General features: G+C 56.0%; 16 protein-coding genes. 7 read left to right on the top strand and 9 right to left on the bottom strand.

Annotation, left to right across the window (positions count from 1 at the left end; genetic code table 11):
• Positions 1-162: 162 nt before the first annotated feature.
• Together hrpA and Pla52o_RS08470 are read left to right on the top strand one after the other, a co-directional pair.
• The gene (gene hrpA, locus Pla52o_RS08465; protein ID WP_231612195.1) at positions 163-4,260 is read left to right on the top strand and encodes an ATP-dependent RNA helicase HrpA; all 4,098 of its coding nucleotides are present in this window, start codon (positions 163-165) and stop codon (positions 4,258-4,260) included.
• A gap of 420 nt (positions 4,261-4,680) precedes the next feature.
• Complete coding sequence (locus tag Pla52o_RS08470) at positions 4,681-6,909, top strand: serine/threonine protein kinase (RefSeq protein ID WP_146594193.1); 2,229 nt, start codon at positions 4,681-4,683, stop codon at positions 6,907-6,909.
• 192 nt (positions 6,910-7,101) lie between these two features.
• Here the strand turns inward: Pla52o_RS08470 and Pla52o_RS08475 are convergent, their stop codons facing one another.
• The 7 genes from Pla52o_RS08475 to Pla52o_RS08505 form a co-directional block, all read right to left on the bottom strand.
• Positions 7,102-7,587: a hypothetical protein gene (locus Pla52o_RS08475; RefSeq protein WP_146594194.1), complete on the bottom strand. Its 486-nt coding sequence runs from the start codon at positions 7,585-7,587 to the stop codon at positions 7,102-7,104.
• A gap of 4 nt (positions 7,588-7,591) precedes the next feature.
• A complete protein-coding gene (locus tag Pla52o_RS08480; protein WP_146594195.1) occupies positions 7,592-7,909 on the bottom strand; it encodes a rod-binding protein in 318 nt (105 codons plus the stop codon).
• A gap of 30 nt (positions 7,910-7,939) precedes the next feature.
• Entirely contained in the window at positions 7,940-9,040 is a 1,101-nt protein-coding gene (locus tag Pla52o_RS08485) for a flagellar basal body P-ring protein FlgI (protein WP_146594196.1), read from the bottom strand.
• 145 nt (positions 9,041-9,185) lie between these two features.
• Positions 9,186-9,989 carry a flagellar basal body L-ring protein FlgH gene (locus Pla52o_RS08490; protein WP_231612196.1) on the bottom strand — a complete coding sequence of 268 codons (804 nt, stop codon included), beginning with the start codon at positions 9,987-9,989 and terminating at the stop codon, positions 9,186-9,188.
• Positions 9,990-9,997: 8 nt separating this feature from the next.
• The gene (flgA, locus tag Pla52o_RS08495; RefSeq protein ID WP_146594198.1) at positions 9,998-11,206 is read right to left on the bottom strand and encodes a flagellar basal body P-ring formation chaperone FlgA; all 1,209 of its coding nucleotides are present in this window, start codon (positions 11,204-11,206) and stop codon (positions 9,998-10,000) included.
• A 114-nt stretch (positions 11,207-11,320) separates the two neighbouring features.
• Positions 11,321-12,127: a flagellar basal-body rod protein FlgG gene (flgG, locus tag Pla52o_RS08500; protein ID WP_146594199.1), complete on the bottom strand. Its 807-nt coding sequence runs from the start codon at positions 12,125-12,127 to the stop codon at positions 11,321-11,323.
• 29 nt (positions 12,128-12,156) lie between these two features.
• Positions 12,157-12,909 (bottom strand): flagellar hook-basal body protein, encoded by a 753-nt coding sequence (locus tag Pla52o_RS08505; RefSeq protein WP_146594200.1) that lies wholly within the window; start codon positions 12,907-12,909, stop codon positions 12,157-12,159.
• 372 nt (positions 12,910-13,281) lie between these two features.
• On the opposite strand from Pla52o_RS08505, the gene sufU reads away from it, so the two are divergent.
• Both sufU and Pla52o_RS08515 read left to right on the top strand, forming a co-directional pair.
• Complete coding sequence (gene sufU / locus Pla52o_RS08510) at positions 13,282-13,737, top strand: Fe-S cluster assembly sulfur transfer protein SufU (RefSeq protein WP_146594201.1); 456 nt, start codon at positions 13,282-13,284, stop codon at positions 13,735-13,737.
• Positions 13,737-15,068: a SufS family cysteine desulfurase gene (locus Pla52o_RS08515; protein WP_146594202.1), complete on the top strand. Its 1,332-nt coding sequence runs from the start codon at positions 13,737-13,739 to the stop codon at positions 15,066-15,068. Before sufU ends, Pla52o_RS08515 begins: the two co-directional genes overlap by 1 nt.
• Positions 15,069-15,104: 36 nt before the next feature.
• On the opposite strand, the gene Pla52o_RS08520 is transcribed toward Pla52o_RS08515, so the two are convergent.
• The gene (locus Pla52o_RS08520; RefSeq protein ID WP_231612197.1) at positions 15,105-15,860 is read right to left on the bottom strand and encodes a sensor histidine kinase; all 756 of its coding nucleotides are present in this window, start codon (positions 15,858-15,860) and stop codon (positions 15,105-15,107) included.
• A gap of 367 nt (positions 15,861-16,227) precedes the next feature.
• Here Pla52o_RS08520 and Pla52o_RS08525 point away from each other — a divergent pair, with 367 nt between their 5' ends.
• Together Pla52o_RS08525 and Pla52o_RS08530 are read left to right on the top strand one after the other, a co-directional pair.
• A complete protein-coding gene (locus Pla52o_RS08525) occupies positions 16,228-16,890 on the top strand; it encodes a hypothetical protein (protein WP_146594203.1) in 663 nt (220 codons plus the stop codon).
• Positions 16,891-16,985: 95 nt separating this feature from the next.
• Positions 16,986-18,251, top strand: a complete 1,266-nt coding sequence (locus Pla52o_RS08530; RefSeq protein ID WP_146594204.1) for an LL-diaminopimelate aminotransferase — start codon at positions 16,986-16,988, stop codon at positions 18,249-18,251.
• A gap of 140 nt (positions 18,252-18,391) precedes the next feature.
• Here the strand turns inward: Pla52o_RS08530 and rpsT are convergent, their stop codons facing one another.
• On the bottom strand, positions 18,392-18,664 hold the full coding sequence (rpsT, locus tag Pla52o_RS08535) for a 30S ribosomal protein S20 (protein ID WP_146594205.1): 273 nt from the start codon (positions 18,662-18,664) through the stop codon (positions 18,392-18,394).
• Positions 18,665-18,783: 119 nt separating this feature from the next.
• Here rpsT and cobA point away from each other — a divergent pair, with 119 nt between their 5' ends.
• A complete protein-coding gene (cobA, locus tag Pla52o_RS08540) occupies positions 18,784-20,283 on the top strand; it encodes a uroporphyrinogen-III C-methyltransferase (protein ID WP_146594206.1) in 1,500 nt (499 codons plus the stop codon).
• The last annotated feature ends 15 nt before the right edge of the window (positions 20,284-20,298 follow it).

Here is a 20,298-nt window from a genome sequence, read left to right on the forward strand (position 1 = left end):
TCAAGTCGAGGTCGAGAACGATCAGGTCGAGGGCGAGGGAAACGAGCAATTGGCAGCTCGATACCACCGCATATTCCTCGTTTGGTCCTCACTCCCACGCGTGGTTTCTCGTGTTCGGATTGCCACATTTCGCTTTGTCCGTTTGTCAGTAAGATGGTGTTGATGAATGCAAAACCAAGCAGTCCGAAGCTGACGTCCGAACCGCTACCCCCCTCGACCGCTCGGGAAACGAGGACGCGAGCAAAACCGACTCCGACGCTGGAACCGGCAACCCCGGCGACTCCCTGCCTTGATGCCGCGATGCGGATCGATCGATTTCGCTTGCGCCGTGACAAGAAGCGATTGAGTCCCGAAGCGTACGCAAAACGTCTGGCCGAATCGGTCAAACAATGTGATGCACGCAAGGCTGCGACGCCTCGGATCGAGTACTCCGATGAACTGCCAATCTCGGCGCATCGCGACGAGCTGATCCAACTGATCCGCGATCGCCAAGTCATTGTCGTTTGTGGTGAAACGGGCAGTGGCAAGAGTACCCAATTGCCCAAAATCTGTCTCGAAGCCGGACTCGGTCGCGAGGCGATGATCGGACACACCCAGCCGCGTCGTTTGGCGGCTCGTAGTATCGCGACGCGCTTGGCCGAGGAACTCGAGACCACGCTCGGCAAAACCGTGGGCTACCACGTTCGCTTCGGGGATCAAACGGGGCCCGAAACGTTGATCAAACTGATGACCGACGGGATCCTGTTGGCGGAAACTCAATCCGATCGCTTCCTCGATGCTTACGATGCGATCATCATCGACGAAGCTCACGAGCGATCGCTGAATATCGATTTTTTGTTGGGCTACCTGCGGCGGTTGCAATCGAAACGGCCCGATTTGAAAATCATCATTACCTCGGCAACGATCGATGCGGAGCGGTTTGCCGAGCACTTTGCTGATGAATCCGGCCCCGCTCCGATCGTCAACGTCGAAGGCCGCGGCTATCCGGTTGAACTCCGCTACCTGCCCTGGGAAGACGTCGTCAACGATGAAGATCGCGGCTACGATTTAGCTCGCCACGTGATCGCTGGAATCGAGTCGTTGTCGCGGGGTGGCGGCGGCGGTGACACGTTGGTCTTTTTGCCCACCGAACGCGATATCCGCGAAGTCACCCATCGTGTCGCCGGGCACTACAAGCGATTGGGGATGCCCAATCGAGTGGATCTATTGCCGCTGTATGCGCGCTTGCCACAAAAAGAACAGCAGCGGATCTTTCATCACGACGCCGGCAAGCGTCGGATCATCTTCGCCACCAACGTGGCGGAAAGCTCGTTGACGGTTCCCGGAATTCACTCGGTGATCGATACCGGGACCGCTCGGATCAGCCGCTACAGTCCGCGCAGCAAACTGCAACGATTGCCGATCGAGTCGGTCAGCCGCGCGAGTGCGAATCAACGCGCCGGTCGTTGTGGGCGTATTGGTCCCGGCATTTGTGTGCGTTTGTACTCACTCGATGATTATGAATCGCGTGACGCGTTCACGACGCCCGAAATTCGGCGAACCAATTTGGCTTCGGTCATTTTGCAAACCAAGACGCTACGACTTGGTCGCTTGGAAGAGTTCCCGCTCCTCGATCCGCCGCGTCCCGAATCGATCCGCGAAGGGATTCGTACGTTGATGGAATTGCGGGCGATCGATGATAAACATGAATTGACCGAAATCGGTCAAAAACTAGGCCGATTGCCCGTCGATCCTCGCGTGGGAAGGATGATCCTGGCTGCGGACGAGTTCGGCGTGTTGCCTGAAATCTTGCCCATCGCGGCGGCGCTCGAAATCCAAGATCCCCGAGATCGCCCGCAAGAAAAACAGCAAGCGGCCGATGAAGCGCACGCGATGTTCAAGGATCCCAATAGTGATTTCCTGTCCTATTTGAAGTTGTGGCGGCATTATGAAGAGGCTCGTGAGAAACATTCACGCAATAAGTTGACACGCGTCCTGCGTCAACAATTTTTGTCGCCCAATCGCATGCGTGAGTGGTCCGACGTCTATCGTCAACTCAAAGAAATGGTCGCGACGTCACTGGGCGAACGCAAAGGAGCCCGCAAGAAAATTGGTGCGATTCGCTTTGCCGATGATCCCGAGCGATTGCTTGACGCCAACTTAGACGACGCGTTGCACCAAGCTTTGTTGACCGGATTGTTGTCGAGCGTCGCGACGGTCAAAGAAAAGGGGGAGTACACCGGGGCCGGTGGATTGAGGCTTTACTTGTGGCCCGGAAGTGGTGTGGCGGCAAGCAAGCCGAAGTGGATTGTGGCTGCCGAGCTTGTTGAAACCGCCAAGCAATACGCACGCACGGTGGCGCGAATCAAACCTGAGTGGATCGAAACCATCGGTGCCCATCTGCTCAAACGATCGCACAGTGATCCGCACTGGAGTTCCAAGTCAAGTGGTGCCTTTTGTTATGAACGTATCTCGTTGTTTGGGATGCCCGTGGTGGTTCACCGCCGCGTGCCCTTGCCGCCCATTGATGCTTCGACCGCTCGCGATTTATTGATCGAACACGGCTTGGTCGAGCAGCAAATGAAGACGACCGCACGCTTCGTGCGATTCAACCAAAACTTACAAGAATCGATCGCGTCGTTGGCCGCCAAGACACGCCGACGTGATTTGGTGGTCGATCCCTACGCGGTGGAACGTTTCTATCAATCGCACTTGCCCGAAGACGTTTGCGATCGTGGCCGGTTGGAGAAATTCGATCGCGCGCTCGAAGCCCCCGCTTGGACCAAACAGCTTCGCGACGCCGCGGATTTGTCGGCTTGGCTGCAATCGCCGCCTAAGCTTGATGAAAACGCAACGCCGTACATGCAGCCCGATGATTTAATCGAAGCCGCCAGCGAAGCGATCACCAAGGAAGCTTTTCCCGACGAACTGCAAATTGGCAGTTCGCGATTGCCGCTTGAGTATCGCTTTGAACCGGGGGCGGAAGCCGACGGGATCCAATTGAAAATCCATCAAGCCGCGTTGCCGCAAGTCAGCGACGAGCGATTGGGGTGGTTGGTTCCCGGATTGTTGCAAACCAAGCTCGTCGCGATGATCAAATCGTTGCCCAAGCGAATCCGGCGAAACCTTGTGCCCGCAGCGGACATTGCTGCAAAAGTCAGCCAGGAATTGGCTGCGGATTATGGCCAAGTGCCGTTCATGCCATCGGTATGTGCCGCGTTTTCGCGGCACGCTGAAATGCCAGTGACCCCCGATGATTTTCAGTCCGAGAAACTCGACGATTATCTGCAATTCCTCGTTACGGTGGTCGACGATGACGGCAAAACAATCGCCAGTGGACGCGAAGTTCAACCGCTGAAGGAAAAACTAGGTTCGGCAAAGGACCAGCCCGAGACTGCCGAAGCGGATCTTTCCGATGAATCGTGGTCTCGCGAGTCGATGGTCACGTTCGATATTGAGTTGCTACCCAAAGAGGTTGTGCGGACGCGAGGCGGGGTGAAGGTCGCACAATACCCGGCGTTCTTTGACAAGGGGGACGGCGTTGCCACGCGTTTGGTCTCGGACTTGCAAACCGCCGACGCGATCACACGTCAAGGCTTGACGCGATTGTTTGCCTTGGCTGAAAAGAAAGAATTGCGGACTCAGGTGCGATGGCTGCCTTCGCTTGAGCAAGCCAAGGTGAAGCTTAGCGGGGTGGTTTCCGCCGCGTCGATGGAATCGCAATTGATCGACTTGTTGGCTCGTATCGCGTTTGTCGAAAACGAACCCGTCATTCGAAGCAAAGAGGCGTTCGATCAACGCCGCAGCGAACGGGCACGGCGGATCGCCGAAGCGACTCAAGAGGTCGCAGTATGGTTGTCCGCGATGGCTGACGCCTACTTTTCCGCTCGACGCCAAATCGAATCGACGACTGGAAATCGTTTCGATCAAGCGATGCGGGATGTCCGTACACAGATGGAATGGTTGATTCACGACCAATTTCTTGCGGCCACACCTTGGGCCTGGCTCAAGCATTATCCTCGCTATTTCACCGCCATCGCGTACCGTTTGGAGAAGCTGACCAGCGGCTCGGCCCCTCGGGATCGCGAAGGGACCGAAACGGTGGAGAGTATTCGCCAGCGATGGATGTCAACGCTACCCGAGAGCGAGCGAAATCCGCGCGACCAATCAGCGATCGAAGTGCGTTGGATGATCGAAGAGCTACGAGTCAGTTTGTTTGCTCAACCGCTTGGCACGTCGATCAAAATCTCACCACAGCGATGCGAAAAAGCGATCAAGTAGCGAAAATACAACAAGCATTGCGGCACCCCCACACTCAGCCACCCGTGCGGTGGTTAGGGTTTTGCCTGTTAAGCGGCTCGGGGTAATGAATCGCGTTTTGGGGTGCCGTCGCGCTCAGGTAAAGGCGTGTATCTTTCACAAAGGTAAAGCGAATACGCAGGAGTTTGGATCACGTCGGCAATTACACTGGATGGGCGACACGGTGGAAGGTGGCGAGTGAACGGTCGTCGGTCTCGCGTCGAACCGATCCGACAGACGCCTGATCGGACAGACGCCCGTTCCGCCTATTGGACCGCGCGCCTGTCGGACCGGGCGCAGCAATGGCTCCCCCAACTCGTATGCCCGCGCTGAGATTAACCGCGCAAACGCCATCCGCATTGGGGGCGTTTTTTATCATCTTTACCCCGCACGAATTCTCGCATGAGCCGATTCAATTTTTTTCGCTCGTCCATTCGTACTTCCGCCAGCGGCCATCCCAAGGCGCACATGACGTGGGCGTCACGCAGCATGGCAAACAGCGTGATCCGGACACGCACGTTTTTGCGCAAACAATTGTGGGTCTGGCCCATTGTTGCGGTCTTGGTTTTAAGTCTGGTTGGCTACTTCACCAATAATTTGGTCGAAACCACGATCAAAGGAAATTTAAGTTCGGGGCTGAAATCGTTCGTGGGCATTGAAACGGAGATGCTCGAGAAGTGGTTTCGTGTGCAGAAGTCGAATGCCCAGACGCTGGCAAATTCATTGCCCGTGCGCAGTGTGGTTTACAAGATGATCGCCGAGCAAACCGAGGCTGCTGCGTCAGAACCGGCAACGACGTCGCTCGACGACGAGTTGCAAACGCACTTAGCTCCCGCGATGTCGTCTCACGATTACATCGGTTACTTTGTTGCCGATCGCTCTCATCGCATTCTCTCGGCATCGCAACACGCCTTGGTAGGGCAGGATGATATCCCTGAGTATCATTCGTTTCTTGCCGAGTGCCTCGAGGGAAAAACGGTCGTCTCTCCTCCCTTTGCGAGCGTTGTGATGCTGCCCGATGAGACGGGACGATTGCGAGTCGGCCAGCCGACGATGTATGCCTGTGCCCCGCTGCGCGATGAATCGTTCCAGGTCGTCGGAGTGTTGGCATTGCAGATTCGGCCCGAACGTGAGTTCACGGGAATCTTGCAATTAGGGACGGTGGGTGTCTCGGGAGAAACGTACGCCTTCAACGAAGAGGGCATGATGGTTTCCAATAGTCGTTTCGATGAAGAGTTGATGCTGTTGGGGATTTTGCCTGACCGCGAAAACTCACGTTCGATTTTGAACGTCTCGCTTCGCGATCCTGGAGGCAATATGCTCGACGGATATCGACCGCAAACGCGTCGCTCGAAACTGCCGCTGACCCGTATGACCGCAGATGCGATTGCTGGTAACGCGGCAGTCGACGTGGAGGGCTATCGCGACTTTCGCGGCGTTCCTGTTGTCGGGGCTTGGCGCTGGATGCCGGAGTACAAGATCGGCGTCGTCACGGAGATCAGTGTTGCCCAGGCGTATCGGCCGCTCGTGATTTTGAGGACAACGTTCTTGGCGCTGTTCGGCATGTTAATCCTTAGCTCGATTGCCATCTTTGCGTTCACGGTGTTGGTATCCCGATTGCATCGCGATGCTCAAAAGGCTGCGTTGAAAGCACAACAACTCGGGCAATATACCTTGGAGGAGCAAATCGGACGGGGCGCCATGGGGGTCGTTTACCGTGGCCACCATGCCATGCTCCGCCGTCCCGCAGCGATCAAGATGTTGGATATCGAAAAAATGAATGAGGAGACACTCGCACGCTTCGAACGCGAGGTGCAAATCACCTGCCAACTGAACCATCCCAACACGATTGCGATTTACGATTACGGTCGCACCCCCGAGGAACTGTTCTACTACGCGATGGAGTTCATCGAGGGAATTGATCTGCAATCGTTAGTAACCCAGTACGGACCGCAGCCCGAAGCACGCGTGATTCATATCCTGCGGCAAATGTGCGGTTCCTTGTACGAAGCTCATTCGCAAGGGTTGGTACACCGCGACATCAAACCGGCCAATACGATGATTGCCGTACGGGGCTGCGTACCCGATGTGGTCAAAGTGCTTGATTTTGGGTTGGTCAAATCGATCAACGATACGACCGACAAGCATCCCCAAAATGGCTTGACGGGAACTCCGCTCTACATGTCGCCCGAAGCGATTCAGTCGCCGCTCACGGTCGACGCCTGTAGCGATCTTTACGCAGTCGGTGCGGTCGGCTACTTCTTGATCACGGGCCGTCCAGTGTTTCAAGCCGAGACCATCGCAGAGTTGTGCCACAAACATTTGGACGATGACCCCGTCTCGCCCTCGCAATTGGTCTCTGGGGCTATCTCGCCTGAGTTGGAGCACGCGATTTTGTCGTGTTTAGAAAAACGTCGTGCCAAGCGTCCTCAAACGGCACGCGACTTGGCAAAACTACTTGAGAAATGTCCGTTGGCTCACGATTGGACCACCGAAGATGGGGGCCAGTGGTGGAGTCGACATGATCGAGGCAAGAAACGCCCCAGCGGTGTCGCAGCCAAAGCACCCGTGGATGCAGGTCCCGTGACGGACCAAACGATGGATCAAACCATCGACCAAGCCGGCACATGATTGGGCCGCATGCGATTGGGCGTGTTCGGAGTTAGGTGGAGGGCACCGCCGAGGGCGAAGCGAAGCGCCGAGACGCGACGTAAACGCCTCAAGCGGTGGATCATGCAATTCCATCGGCTATGAGGATGACGTGGGATTCACCCGAAGCGACGATGTGATTTTCGAATCACTCCTAGGCGGCGTCATTGAATCCTAGGCGGCGTCATTGAACAGCCGGCCACCGCCACGCTGTTTGTTTTCGCCTTTGCTGGATCGATCGTAAGTGCTCGGCGTGTCGATACCGGCCAGTAATCGCAGGACGTCCTGAGAGTAGTTGGCCAAGTGGTACTGGCACACGAACAACGAGACCGCTGCGGTGTGAGTCGAAGCGATCGTCGCGGCGATCGCGCGGCTGCGATTGACGAGTTCGACTTCGTCAAGGGAATCGAGTTTTTCGATTAGGGTCGTGCCCGTCGGCGGCGCATGCTCATCGCTCAGCAACCGTTCGCGGTTTTCCACCATGCTTTCTAGCTGCGTCACGGCGCCGAGCAATTCCGCTGCGGAATCGCCGACCTCGTTGGCGCTACCGACTTTAGTTTTCAGACGCGTGTCGGCAATCATCTTCTGGACCGTATCGACAGCGATCTCAAGGTCGTCGAGATACTCAACGACGCGGGCGGGCCAAGTTGGAATTTGCATGGTTCTACGAGCTGCGGTTCATTTGGAATAATTGGAACATCGGATCGGCAATGGCACCGGCCGATGCCTCGGTGAGATCCTCGACAATCAACTGGTCCATTTGCTGCTGGAAAACTTCCTCGGTTCGTCCCCCATGCATGTAAGCGGGTTTGCCGACCGATTTGCGCATCGAATCGAGCATGCTACCAAACAGAGTCTGGCCGACAAAATCAGTAAACGCTTCCTGGGTTTCGTTTGCAGGTTGTTGGGGCGATTGGGATACCGAGTGTTGATCCAGTGTCGAGGAAGCCGATCCGAACGGGGACGAGGAGGAAATGTTCATGCGAGTAACCGTTTTGAGGGAGGGAGCGGTCTACTGGAATACGACTTCGCCATACAAGTCGCCTTTGGCTTTCAGCGTTTTGATGATTGCGATCAAGTCGGATGTGGGGACGTCTAATGCATTGAGTGCATCGGCCAAGTTTTTTAGCTTTGCGGTTTCGCGAGGATCCGACGGGTCGCCGACACCGACCAATCCGCCTGCGCCGCCCGCTTCGATACGAAGGTTGCGATGCGTCACCAGCACGGGAGCGATTTCCACGTCCTTGCCAATCACCACAATCCCCTCGCGTTCGTTGATCACGACACGCGATGAATGGCTGGCAATTTGGATCGGTAGATTCAGCAACAGCGAAATGAACTTGATCGGGTTTTCTTGATAGAGCTTTGGTATCTGGACTTGAACGTGCAATTGGTCAATGGCTTGGGCGCGTGGGCGATCGGTACCCGAGAGCGATCCGCCTCGTGATCGACCGGAGTCACCGAGCGTCAGTGCAGACAAACTATTGACTTCATCTTCGATGCGTTGGGTATTATCAAAGCTGGCGAAGTCGCGTTCGAGAATCAACGTGATCATGCCATCTTTTTGAAAGGATGCCGCAACGGTGGTTTCCATCTTGGCTCCGCCTTGAACCGTGCCTGTCGTCGCAGGTCCGTCGACAGAAACTTTGACGCGGCCCTGAGCAATCGCATACACGGTTGGGTTATCCGCTCGCGGTCCCAGCAGGGGCGTTAGCATCAAGTAACCACCTTCGAGACTTTTCGCGTTGATGGCGTTGACGGTGATGTCGATTTGGTCGCCGTTTTGCGAACCCACGGCCGGAATTTTCGCGGTCACAAAAACCATGGCAACGTTCTTTGCGTCGGCAACATCTTTCAAATCGAGTTGGCCGAGGGTATCGACCGCCATCGATCCGCCCATCAATTGCATCATGCGGGCAAGCGCACGCGCGGTCGGTGCCGCATCACTATCACCTGTGCCGCGCAGTCCGACGACTAAGCCGAGTCCTTGCAGCGTGTTGATCTCTTGCCCTTTCAAACGGCACATGTCGCCAAGTCGAAGCGTGGCTGCATCCGCTTGGTTTACCAAGACGCAGAGTGCCAGCGTGATGACGATTAGACGTGTAGGATTCATCCGATGCCTAGGGCGTTGTGTGAGCTTGGTTAGAGGCGATTCGCGATTGGGGTGAGGCTCGTGCTGCATTGCCATTTTATGCCAAGTCGCGCGGTGGTTCGGGACACCGAGATTGATCACGGCGGCCCATGCCATGTTGTGCTCGTTAAAAGGGTTGGACGCGGTCGAGCCAACGGCTAAACCAACCTCGTTTGTAGCCATCTCGCAAATGTCCCTGATCTTCCTTGCGAATTTCAAGATCAATCAGGTCGCGGCTCAGGATCACATTGTCCGGCGCGATGTCTTGCGCTCGGCAAATGCCCGATAACGATGTTTCCCAGAGGTTGTCGTTGATGCGAATCGTTTTGCGAGCTTCGACCACCAGGTTTCCGTTGGGGCGAATGTCAACCACGGTCGCGGCAATGTTGAACGTCATCGATTCACGCGATTTCAGCGATGCTTGACTACGGAATTGTGACTCCGACTCGGTCGCAACCGTGGGGTCCCCATTGTCTTGGGGGTCAGGGCGCAAGCGGAAATCGGTTAAACGAATCCAATCCGAAAGAATCGCTTCATACAGGGTTTTCTTGCGAGTTTCAGCGGCACCGGTCGCAGTCACACTGGTGATTTCATCGACGCGAATCGTGAGGATGTCGTTTTTTTGAAACGTCCTTAAACGCGGGGCGGGTTGATACGTCCAACTCACATTGCTCAGCATCGCGGGGGCGCCCTGCGCCGCGGTTCGTGGGACCGGCGGCGATGCAGGCGGTTGCTGGGGTTGGTGTGGCATCGGCAACGGCTGCAGCATCGCTCCCGGTGCCTGCGATTGCATTGGGGGGCCCGGTTGACGCAACAGCGAGCTCTCTTGAGCCTGAGTGTGCGGGATCCCAATACCGATCATCCCGATCAAAATCGAAATCGCGTGAGCGAAACTCACGGGAGGAGCGAGGGACAGGAATCGGATTGTCATGTCGTTCATTATTGGGTGCGAGGCGCTCGTGTGACGATTTCAACTAAACCGCTTGAAACAACACGTGCGACCAATCGTTTGCGTGGTTGGAGTGTTTCGATTTCGATGAGCTCGGATTCCGCACCCTCGCCTAATGCTTTTGCATTGGTGGTCACACTAATCGAGCCATTGAGCACGCGTACTTCGACAAGGTCGTTGCGACGCACGAGCATCGGCATGCCTACCAAATGACGTGAAATGGGCTGATTGCTCCGCAGATTGCCGCGTGTTTCCATGCCAATCAATTCGGCTGGATCGGTGCAATACGTGTCATCCCAAGTGTCTTGGGGGATCGGACGGGAGGTCAGGTCGGCAGGGCCCAGTCGATGGCCGGAACGGAAACTTTGAGTTGGAACGACGGCGATGGGGTGCGCCCGAAGGGTCGCGGCAAGGTCCACTTCGATCGTGCCATCGAGTCCACGCGAAACGACTCGCAGCGCGCATTCGCCCTCCTCCACGCCGTGAAGAAAGTCGGCTCGTTCGATGCCGCGTGCCAGTTCAAGATGCTGCATCGCCGGTTGTTGGCGATCGATGCTTAATTCGTAATGCTCTAACAATGTTGGTTCCGCTCGCTGGATCGCAGTCTCGATCCACTGAATCAAACGATCGGCAAACGAAGGGTCGAGATTCGCCCTCGGTAGCGTCGTTGCCGCGGGCTGCGCCGGATCGATTCGGTGGGACGATTGGCGGAGGTCGGCCTGTTGAACGTAGCTCGCTTGTTGAATGGTTGTTGCCGAAGGCGGAGCGGGCGACGCCGGTTGGGGCGTTGTGTCGTAGACGATTTCGGTTACGTCCGGACCGACCCAGTAAACGCGGCGAGGGGTCGCGTCCGCGTTCAAAATGACATCGGTCAATCGATCACGGTCGACTCGCATTGCCTTCCCATTGAGCGGCACCAGCCCGACCGCCGAGCGACTCAGGCGTGACCACCCTGGCGTATTGGGATCCAACGGAACCACCACATCGCCCAGACGAACAATCGGAGAGTGGACCACCGATTGGCCCTTCATGCGAAACGTCCACGAAGTGGATTGATCGATGGAGGTCGTTTGGGAAGCCGCTGCGGAAGCGGATTTGCGAACGGGAACGAGTGCGCCGGTTTGTGCATGCAGCTCCGAACCACCCCATACCAAGGCGAGGGTGTAGAGGACGATTCGGACGTAGAAGGCCGCATTCATGTTCAAACCAAAGAGACCGTGTATTGCTTTGACCGCGTCGTGACGGATCCGTTTCAGAGAAGGGCGGATCCGTTTCAAAGAAGAGCAGGAGTGTTGGGAACCGATGACACGAAACTAGAACCGACGTAGGTTCGAGATGTTCTGCATGACTTGGTCACCGGCCTGGATGGCTTGGCTATTGAGTTCGAATGCACGCTGGGTGGTGATCAAATCAATCAGCTCTTGTACCGGTTCAACGTTCGAGGCTTCGAGGTTCCCTTGCACGAGTCCTCCAAGCCCTTCTTCACCGGGGTTGCCTGCTTGTTCGGGGCCCGACGCATCGGTTTGTTGGTACATGTTTTCGCCCAATTTCAGCAATCCATCGGGGTTGATGAATTGCGCCATTTGGATTTGTCCGACGTTGGCGAGTTCCACTTGACCGGGTTGTCGCACCATCACTTCACCGTTCTGGTTGATTACCATCGCGGTGGCGTCGTTGGGAATCGTGATCGGTGGGTCGAGCAAGCGGCCCATTTGCGCGGAGCCCATGACGAGTTGGCCGTTGGCGTTGACGTCGAGGTTGCCGGCCCGCGTGAACATGGTTTCTTGAGTCGACGGATCGACCACCCGGAGGAAGCCACGGCCTCGAATGGCCACGTCCAAGTCACGCCCGGTTTGTTGCAGCGTGCCTTGTCGCTGGTCCGTTTGCGTGCTGGTGATCCGCACGCCAAGCCCGACCTGGGTCCCGACCGCCGCTGGATTCTGTGTTGCATCTTTCACGCCGGGGTAAACTTCGGTGCGATAGAGCAAGTCTTCAAAATTGGCTCGGTCTTTTTTGAATCCCGTGGTATTGATGTTCGCTAAATTATTCGCGATCACATCCAGCTTGGTTTCCATCGCTCCCATGCCGGTGGCAGCGGTGTATAGCGATTGAACGCTCATTAGGAACTCCGTTTCCAAAAATTAGTTGTTTACGATTGCAAGACGCGACTAATCAGTGATCCCATCACGTTGTCTTGGTTTTTAATCATTTGTACGTTCGCCTCGTACATCCGAGAGGTCTCGATCAACTCCATCATGGCCATCGTCGGTTTCACGGACGATTGCTCCAACTGACCCGCTACTACTCTCCGCCCGTTGCCAGGAACAAGATCAAAGTCGGCCAGTGGTTTGAAGAGGTTTCCGCCGAGGTGAGTTAAATCGCCTTGGCTTTTCGGTTTCGCTAACATGATTTCGTAGCGAGTATCGCCTTGTTGAATTCGTCCTTCGGGTGCGACGTGATAGGGCTTCGTGGGGTCGAGTTGAATGTGTTTTCCGTCGCTACCGATGACTTGATCGCCCGCGGGATTGATCATGCGTCCGTGGTGGTCGAAGGTGAATTCGCCCGCCCGCGTCAGTAAACGCTCCTCACCGCGTTGAACGACAAAGAACGACTCGTCATCGTTGATTGCAAAGTCCGTTTCACCGCCGGTGTTCTTCATCGGGCCTTGATCGAATTGTGTCTGCGATCGCTGGATCGTCACGCCGCCACCGATATCGTCGGCGCCACCCAGGCCAGGCGAAACCTCGCCTTGTTCGATCAATTCGGCAAAGCGAGCCTGTAAAATCGTTTGTTGCGGCTTGTACCCAGGCGTTTGAACATTCGCCAAGTTGTTACTAAGCACCTCTAATCGATGGCTTTGCGCATTCGCGCCAGCCGCAGATAAATAGACACCGTAGGGCATACGTCACCAAACTTTCAAAGTCTTTTGAGAACATCTCCTTTGCGATAACACTTGGCGAATCGGTGATGCAAGCCCAACTCATCGGCTAGAGGGGCAAAACTTGAGTCAAACTGCGCAATAGGCCAAAAATATCGGCCGAGGATCCGGCGGTGCTTGGATGGCATCTTGATGCAGCCGAAACACGCCAGAAAATCCTATCCCGACGCGTCAGCGAGGGGCCGCACCAAGATCGATTCCCTCTCGCATACGTATTCGGTTCTGAAAAATCGATGCGAGATCGAGGGGGCTCGTCGATTTTTGACAACGTGCGTAGACTTAAATGAATTCGGTCACTGACCATTTCCATTCTCGACTCGCCACTACCAGAGCACTATGTCGCCGAGCGAACACGATATTTACGAAGAACACGTCCTGGATCACTACGAAGATCCGTACCACCGCGGGCTGCTTGAGCAAGCGACCCACTCGGACGAGGGGAAGAACCCTCTGTGCGGAGACGTCATCCATATCGATTTGAAGTTGTCCGAGGACGGCAAGATCGTCGAGGCTTGGTTTGACGGCGAGGGCTGTGTCATCAGCCAAGCATCCGCCTCGATGCTGGTCGAGCAAATGGAGGGAAAAACGCTGGAAGAGTTGAAAGAATTCTCCGCAGACGAGATGCTGGCGTTGTTTGGCCCCAAGTTGACCCCTAACCGGCAAAAATGCTGTTTGCTTTCGTGGCGAATCCTGCAGAGTGCCGTTCATTCACCTGTCAACGATAGTGGCGATGGGGATCCCGACGACGATGGCCCCCAATTTGGTGGTCCCAGCTTAAGCGAAGAATCTTGATGAACAATCCGAGTGAGTCCGTGCGCAGCCTGAATGGGTCCCAGCGCAGCCCGAATGAGTCCTTGCGCCGCGTTTCGCTTGACGCGAATCGCTACCGCCCCGATTTTCCCATTCTCGATCGAGTCACCTCCAGCGGCGCTCCGCTGGCGTTTCTTGACAACGCGGCCAGCAGCCAGCGTCCCAACGCCGTGATCGATGCGATGACGCAATGCTATCGCCAGTACTATGCGAACGTCCATCGCGGCATCCATACGCTGAGCGAAGAGTCGACCGACCGCTACGAACAAGCGCGACGTGGAATTGCCAAGTTTGTGGGAGCGGCGGAAACGCATGAAGTCATTTTTGCAGCCGGGACGACCGCAGCGATCAACACTGTCGCTCGCTCTTGGGGTGACGCAAATCTAAGCACAGGCGACACGATCCTGTTAACGATTGCCGAGCACCATGCAAACATTGTTCCTTGGCACCAGCTTGCCGAGCGGACCGGATGCAAGGTCGAGTTCCTGCCCTTGGATGAAAATTTCACCATCACCGACGACGTGGTGGTCGACGCGCTAGAGCGTTTCCAACCCAAGTTGTTTGCCTTTACGGCATCGAGCAATACGCTTGGCGTAGAGTTTCCGGTCCAGCGTTGGACGTCGCTCGCTCACCAAGCGGGCTGCACCGTGCTCGTCGACGCGGCCCAGGCGGCGCCGCATCAAGCGATCGATGTGCAAGCGTTGGATGTCGATTTCTTGGTTTTCAGCGGACACAAGGTTTGCGGCCCGACCGGCATTGGCGTGCTCTACGGTAAAGCCGCGTTGCTTGACGCGATGCCGCCGTTCTTGAGCGGCGGTGGCATGATCAATGAAGTCACCACGAGCGGATTCAGTTGTGCCGCGCTGCCCGATAAGTTCGAAGCGGGAACGCCGCCGATCGCCGAAGCAATCGGTTTGCACGCGGCGACTGAGTATTTGACCTCGGTGGGGCTGGATGCGATTCACGCTTACGAGAAAGAGCTGGGCGGTTACGCCGATCAAGCGTTACGCGAGATTGACGGGGTGCGGATCATCGGGCCAACACCGGAGCTGAAAGCGGGCATTGTCAGCTTCGTCGTCGACGGCGTTCACGCTCATGATATGTCGCAAACGCTTGATACTTATGGGATCGCGGTGCGAGCGGGACATCATTGCACGATGCCTTTGCACAAATCGCTGGGGTTGTCTGCGACGACGCGAGCGAGTTTTTACTTCTACAACACGTTCGAAGAAGCGGATCGGTTGATCCAAGCGGTTCGCGAGATCCGCACGCGATTCGCCCCGAGTGGACGAAAGCGTCGTCGACGCTCGTAATGGACGAGGCGACGACGCTGTGGGGGGCGTTCGTGTTCAGCCGCTCGATCGTCCCAGTCGTTTGGGCGTTGGAAATTCAAGGACGAATTTGGTTCCGCGGCCGACGTCACTTTGCACACTAATTCGCCCGCCGTGGGCTTCGATGATCTTGCGGGCGGTCGGTAACCCCAGCCCCGATCCCGATTCCTTGGTGCTGTAAAAGGGTTCGAACATGTGCAGCACCGTGTTGTCGTCGACGCCTCTGCCGGTATCAATCAAATCGAGTGCGACGCCGGTGCGAGTGGGGTAGGTGCGGGCCCAGAGCTGGCCACCATCTTCCATCGCTTCGAGTGCATTTTTCACGAGATTCATCAGTGCCGCTTGCAACGAATCGCTGTGCATCATGATCGAGGGCAGATCGGGATCCAAGTACTTTTCAATATCGATCCCCTCGGAGTCCGCCTGCGCTTGGTACGCTCGCAACACGGTTTCGATTTGGTCGTTTAGGTTTCCCGAGACGAGGTCGATGTCGCGAAGTCGAGCGTAGCGGAGGAAGTCACGCAGCAAACCTTCCATCCGTTCGCACTGTTGGCGAACGATATCGACGCGATCGACCGATCGGCGACTGATCGGTGAGTCGATTTCCGAAAGGTCCTCGCTCAACAAATCGATGTTCATGTGGATCACCGACAACGGGTTTTTGATCTCGTGCGCCAACGATCCGGCAAGTTCGGCGAGCTCTTCGTACTGAGTGCGGATCGAATGGATTTGAGCGGCGTGTTCTTGTGCTGTTGTGAATTCTTGAGACGCCATGGGGGTGATCATTTGAAGGGAGAGATCGGTGGGTGGCTCGAAGCCAACGTTTTGAAAGCCAACGTTTTGAAGTCAGCGAGATTTTCATAACCCGACGCGTTAGCGAAGGACGATCGCACTTGATTCGGTGCCTCGTTAACGCTTCGGATTATGATTTGCTGGTAAAAACTGCAATAGCGCAACTTCAAAACGAACGCGTCGGGCAGTGATTTGCTGGGCAAACAGGATTAGCGTCCCTTCAAAAACACAGAGCGAGGTCACCTGTTTCGAGTGAGGACGCACCCGAGTGTGGCGTTGGGGAATGAATCTCGGTTAGGATGTTATTCTAACGCGAACCTCCGCTGAAAACGATGACGGCAAGACAAAGATGACAACGCCGCAGCCTCCCCTGAACCCTTACGCCGCGACGATCGTCGATGACGACGCTGTGGCGTCTGACGAGGCGGTGGCAATCGAGAAGACGTGTTCAACCGTCAAGGTTTGCGTCGATACGACCGCCATGATTTCGCTCTCCGGAGGATTCTTTGCCGCGCTGGTGATCCTATTTTCGATGTTCTCGGCGTGGCCTGTGGCAAACCTTCAAACCGTCATCACCGCGATTGGATCGCTGTTGCTCGGTGGCGTGATCAGTTTTTTGATCGGAGCGATTCTGGCGTTGCTCGCCGCGATCCCCGTGGTCACGCTCGGCGGTTGGTTGATTTCGATTCAGCCCAACGCGCGAGAACCCTGGACCCCTTCAGGCATTCGTGTCTTTGGCAGCATCACCGGAGCGCTCAGCGGGTTTAGTTGTTTGGGCGTTCCCTTGCTACTTGCCGGGGCGTTCCAAGGCTTGTTTGTCGCGATCATGCCCGCAGCGTTTGCTGCGGGCACGGTGCCGCTTTTATTGTTTCGTACGGTCCGGCATTGCCGCAACACGGTTCGGCACTACCACGACGATCGAAGCGGGGGCGGTGAGTCGCAAAATTTCGACTTCCCTCCTGCGCCCTCGCCACTACCCCCTGTCGATTTTGTCTCGAGAAAATTACCCTAAAGCATCGTTCGGGAATGCCACAGCGAGTCACCGTTTGGTGCTGATGGCCGTCTCGGGAGCTCGATTGCCACTAGCCCTCTTCGAAACCGATCCGTATGTCGACTGCCTCTTCAGATAAAAATACTGCTGACCCCTATTTCCAATCGCTCTTTGCAGATCGCATCGGCGGTGCGAACTATGGGAAAGACACTGAAATTTACAAGTTCGAGAAGATCAAGCGGGCCAAACGCAAGGCGCTTGCAGATCATCCCGATCGAGCATTGTTGGACTTCGGAATCGGCGAAAACGATTCGATGGCCGATGCGTCGGTGCGTAAGGTGATGAACGAGGAGGTGAACAAGCCTGAGAATCGTGGGTATTCCGACAATGGGATCGGGGAATACAAGGAAGCCGCTGCTCGCTTTATGCAGCGGCAATTCGGTGTTACGCTCGACCCCGCCACCCAGATCAACCACTGTATCGGAAGCAAGCCCGCCTACGCGATGCTGCCGGCGTGTTTCATCAATCCCGGCGACATCACGATGATGACCGTGCCTGGTTACCCGGTCGCGGGCACCCACACGCGTTACTACGGTGGCGAAGTTTTCAAATTGCCACTGCTTGCCGAAAATGGTTTCTTACCCGATTTGGATGCCGTTCCTGATGATGTTTATCGGCGTACCAAATTGATGGTGCTGAACTATCCCAACTCGCCAACCGGTCGTACCACGACGCCTGAGTTTTATGAAAAGGTCGTCGCGCTCGCCAAAGAAAAAGAGTTTGTCGTCGTTCAAGACGCCGCTCACATCCTGTTGACCTTTGACGGAAAGCCGTTGAGCTTTTTGCAAACGCCCGGTGCGATGGATGTCGGAGTCGAGGTTCACTCGATGAGCAAGGGTTACGACATGATCGGATGGCGTATGGGATTCGTGTGCGGACACCCTCGCATCGTTTCCGCGTTCGCAGACGTGAAAGACAACAGCGACAGCGGCCAATTCATGGCGACCCAGAAAGCGGCCGCAGCGGCATTGGACGATGATTCCATTCCGCAACGGATCAACGCCAAGTACCGTCGCCGGTTAGAAAAACTCGTCGCGACCTTGAATGAGTGCGGTTTCGAGTGCGAGATGCCGGGCGGGACCTATTTTCTGTACACCAAGTCGCCCAGTGGAACGAAGTCGGGCGTAACGTTTGCCAAGGCGGAAGACGCTACCCGTTACTTGATCGAGCAGTTTGGTATCGTGACGGTTCCCTGGGACGATGCGGGATCGTTTTTGCGGTTCAGTGTTACCTACGTCGCGGCAACCGAAGCCGACGAAGATGCGTTGATGCAAGAAACCAAGAAGCGACTCGGGGATGCTGGGCTCGTTTGGAACGCATGAGCGCTGGGTCGATGACCTAGGCACCCTGATTGAGTCCATTTATGAAAAAAGCCACCGACATTCAATGTTGGTGGCTTTTTTTCTTGAATTTTTTAAACGCTGCTTCGTGAATCACTCGGCAACGATCTGCTTCGAAGGGGTTACGCCTTCGCGCCAGCAGCTTTAACGAGCTTGCTCAGACGGCTTTTGGTGCGGGCCGCAGCATTGCGATGGATCACGTTCTTGCTGGCTGCGCGGTCCAGCTTTTTGACTGCCAAACGGAATGCAGCTTGTGCCTTCTCGCCGTCACCGGTGGCTGCAGCTTCGCGGACACTACGGATCGTTGAGCGCATGTTGCTCTTGAGGGAACGGTTTAACAGACGTTGTTTGACGTTCTGACGAAGCCGTTTTTTTGCACTTTCGGTATTTGGCATCTTCGGTTTATCGCGCTCTGGTAGGCGTCCATCATCGGAAAAAGGAAATTGAAGGTTCGATAGTATGCCACCCTGTCTGCCGTCTGTCCAGAGTGAACTTTTAAGGTGAAAATCAAACCATGAACAGCATGGTCTATTTAATCGGTGCCGGCCCAGGGGATCCTGGGCTTTTGACGCTTCGCGGGGCAGAGCTTTTGCGGAGGAGTGATGTCGTTTTGTACGACGGGCTAAGCAATGCCGAATTGCTCAAACACGCCCCTCGGGCAGAGCACATTTGCGTCGGAAAGCATGGCCAGCAAAGGATTTGGCGTCAGGAAGAGATCATCGAGGAAATGCTCAAGCATGCTCGAAATGGCCGAGTGGTCGCCCGTCTAAAGGGGGGGGATCCGGCGGTCTTTGCTCGCACCGCCGAAGAGGTCGACGCCTTGTCGAAGGCAGGCATCCGCTACGAGATCGTGCCTGGAATTACGGCGGCTTTAGCGGCAGGTTCTTATGCGGGAATTCCCATCACGCACCGAAAATTGGCCTCCGCGGTCGCTTTGGTCACCGGTCACGAGGAGCCGGGGAAGCCAGAATCGGCGCTGGATTGGCAGGCGTTGGCCCGATTTCCAGGGACGTTGGTGATCTACATGGGGGTCACAACGGCCGAAACTTGGACGCGCTCGCTGATCGAAAACGGCAAACCGGCCGACACGCCGGTGGCCATTGTCCGCCGCTGTAGCCACCATGACCAACAAACGTTTCGCTGTCGGTTGGACGAGGTTGCCGATCGTTTGAGTCCGGCCAACAAAATTCGCCCCCCTGTGATCGTCATTATCGGACCGGTCGCCGAGTTGACCGAAACGCGAAATTGGCTCGAACAGCGACCGTTATTTGGACAAACCGTTCTCGTCACCCGGCCGATCGAGCAAGCCGAAGAGCTCGCCTCGCCGTTGCGTGATCTCGGGGCGACCGTTTTAATCCAACCGGCAATCCAAATCGGACCGCCCGGCGATTGGGACGAGGTTGATGCCGCAATCGAGTCGCTTGCCCAACAAGATATTGTCATCTTTTTTAGCCGCAACGGAGTTCAGTACTTTCTTCAACGCGTGCTCGAAACGGGGCGTGACATGCGCGCCTTTGCCAATTGCAAGTTAACGTGTGTTGGAAAGCAGACCGCTGCGGCACTCGCCGACTTTCATTTGCACGCCGACATTGTGCCCCCTGACTTCACCGCTGAATCGCTTGTGGAAGAATTGAGGGGGCAGGTCGAGGGTAAACGGATCACCATTGTTCGCGCGAGCCGCGGTCGCGACCTGCTTTATGAATCGCTACAACAGGCCGGGGCCGACGTAACCCAAGTGGTCGCGTATGCGCACACCGATGTGACCACTCCTGATCCCCAAGTCCTGCAATGGGCCAAACAGGGGCAAATCGATTGGATCACGTTGACCAGTAGCGCGACGGCGGAAAGTTTGCACCAAATGCTCGGTGAGTCGATGCAGCAAGCGAAGCTGGCGACCTTGAGTCCGATCACTTCCGCGGCGGTGCGTAAACTCGGTTACACGGTCGCATGTGAAGCAGACCCGTACACGATCGAGTCGTTGATCCAAGCGCTTGTGAAATCCAATCTTACTTAGAAAGGAAGTCGTTTC

The sequence above is a fragment of the Novipirellula galeiformis genome (assembly GCF_007860095.1).
In the GTDB taxonomy this organism is placed as follows: domain Bacteria; phylum Planctomycetota; class Planctomycetia; order Pirellulales; family Pirellulaceae; genus Novipirellula; species Novipirellula galeiformis.

Coding starts and splice junctions, on each gene's coding strand:
- hrpA (WP_231612195.1), top strand. CDS start 163: ATGAATGCAAAACCAAGCAGTCCGAAGCTGACGTCCGAACCGCTACCC.
- Pla52o_RS08470 (WP_146594193.1), top strand. CDS start 4,681: ATGAGCCGATTCAATTTTTTTCGCTCGTCCATTCGTACTTCCGCCAGC.
- Pla52o_RS08475 (WP_146594194.1), bottom strand. CDS start 7,587: ATGCAAATTCCAACTTGGCCCGCCCGCGTCGTTGAGTATCTCGACGAC.
- Pla52o_RS08480 (WP_146594195.1), bottom strand. CDS start 7,909: ATGAACATTTCCTCCTCGTCCCCGTTCGGATCGGCTTCCTCGACACTG.
- Pla52o_RS08485 (WP_146594196.1), bottom strand. CDS start 9,040: ATGAATCCTACACGTCTAATCGTCATCACGCTGGCACTCTGCGTCTTG.
- Pla52o_RS08490 (WP_231612196.1), bottom strand. CDS start 9,989: ATGACAATCCGATTCCTGTCCCTCGCTCCTCCCGTGAGTTTCGCTCAC.
- flgA (WP_146594198.1), bottom strand. CDS start 11,206: ATGAATGCGGCCTTCTACGTCCGAATCGTCCTCTACACCCTCGCCTTG.
- flgG (WP_146594199.1), bottom strand. CDS start 12,127: ATGAGCGTTCAATCGCTATACACCGCTGCCACCGGCATGGGAGCGATG.
- Pla52o_RS08505 (WP_146594200.1), bottom strand. CDS start 12,909: ATGCCCTACGGTGTCTATTTATCTGCGGCTGGCGCGAATGCGCAAAGC.
- sufU (WP_146594201.1), top strand. CDS start 13,282: ATGTCGCCGAGCGAACACGATATTTACGAAGAACACGTCCTGGATCAC.
- Pla52o_RS08515 (WP_146594202.1), top strand. CDS start 13,737: ATGAACAATCCGAGTGAGTCCGTGCGCAGCCTGAATGGGTCCCAGCGC.
- Pla52o_RS08520 (WP_231612197.1), bottom strand. CDS start 15,860: ATGGCGTCTCAAGAATTCACAACAGCACAAGAACACGCCGCTCAAATC.
- Pla52o_RS08525 (WP_146594203.1), top strand. CDS start 16,228: ATGACAACGCCGCAGCCTCCCCTGAACCCTTACGCCGCGACGATCGTC.
- Pla52o_RS08530 (WP_146594204.1), top strand. CDS start 16,986: ATGTCGACTGCCTCTTCAGATAAAAATACTGCTGACCCCTATTTCCAA.
- rpsT (WP_146594205.1), bottom strand. CDS start 18,664: ATGCCAAATACCGAAAGTGCAAAAAAACGGCTTCGTCAGAACGTCAAA.
- cobA (WP_146594206.1), top strand. CDS start 18,784: ATGAACAGCATGGTCTATTTAATCGGTGCCGGCCCAGGGGATCCTGGG.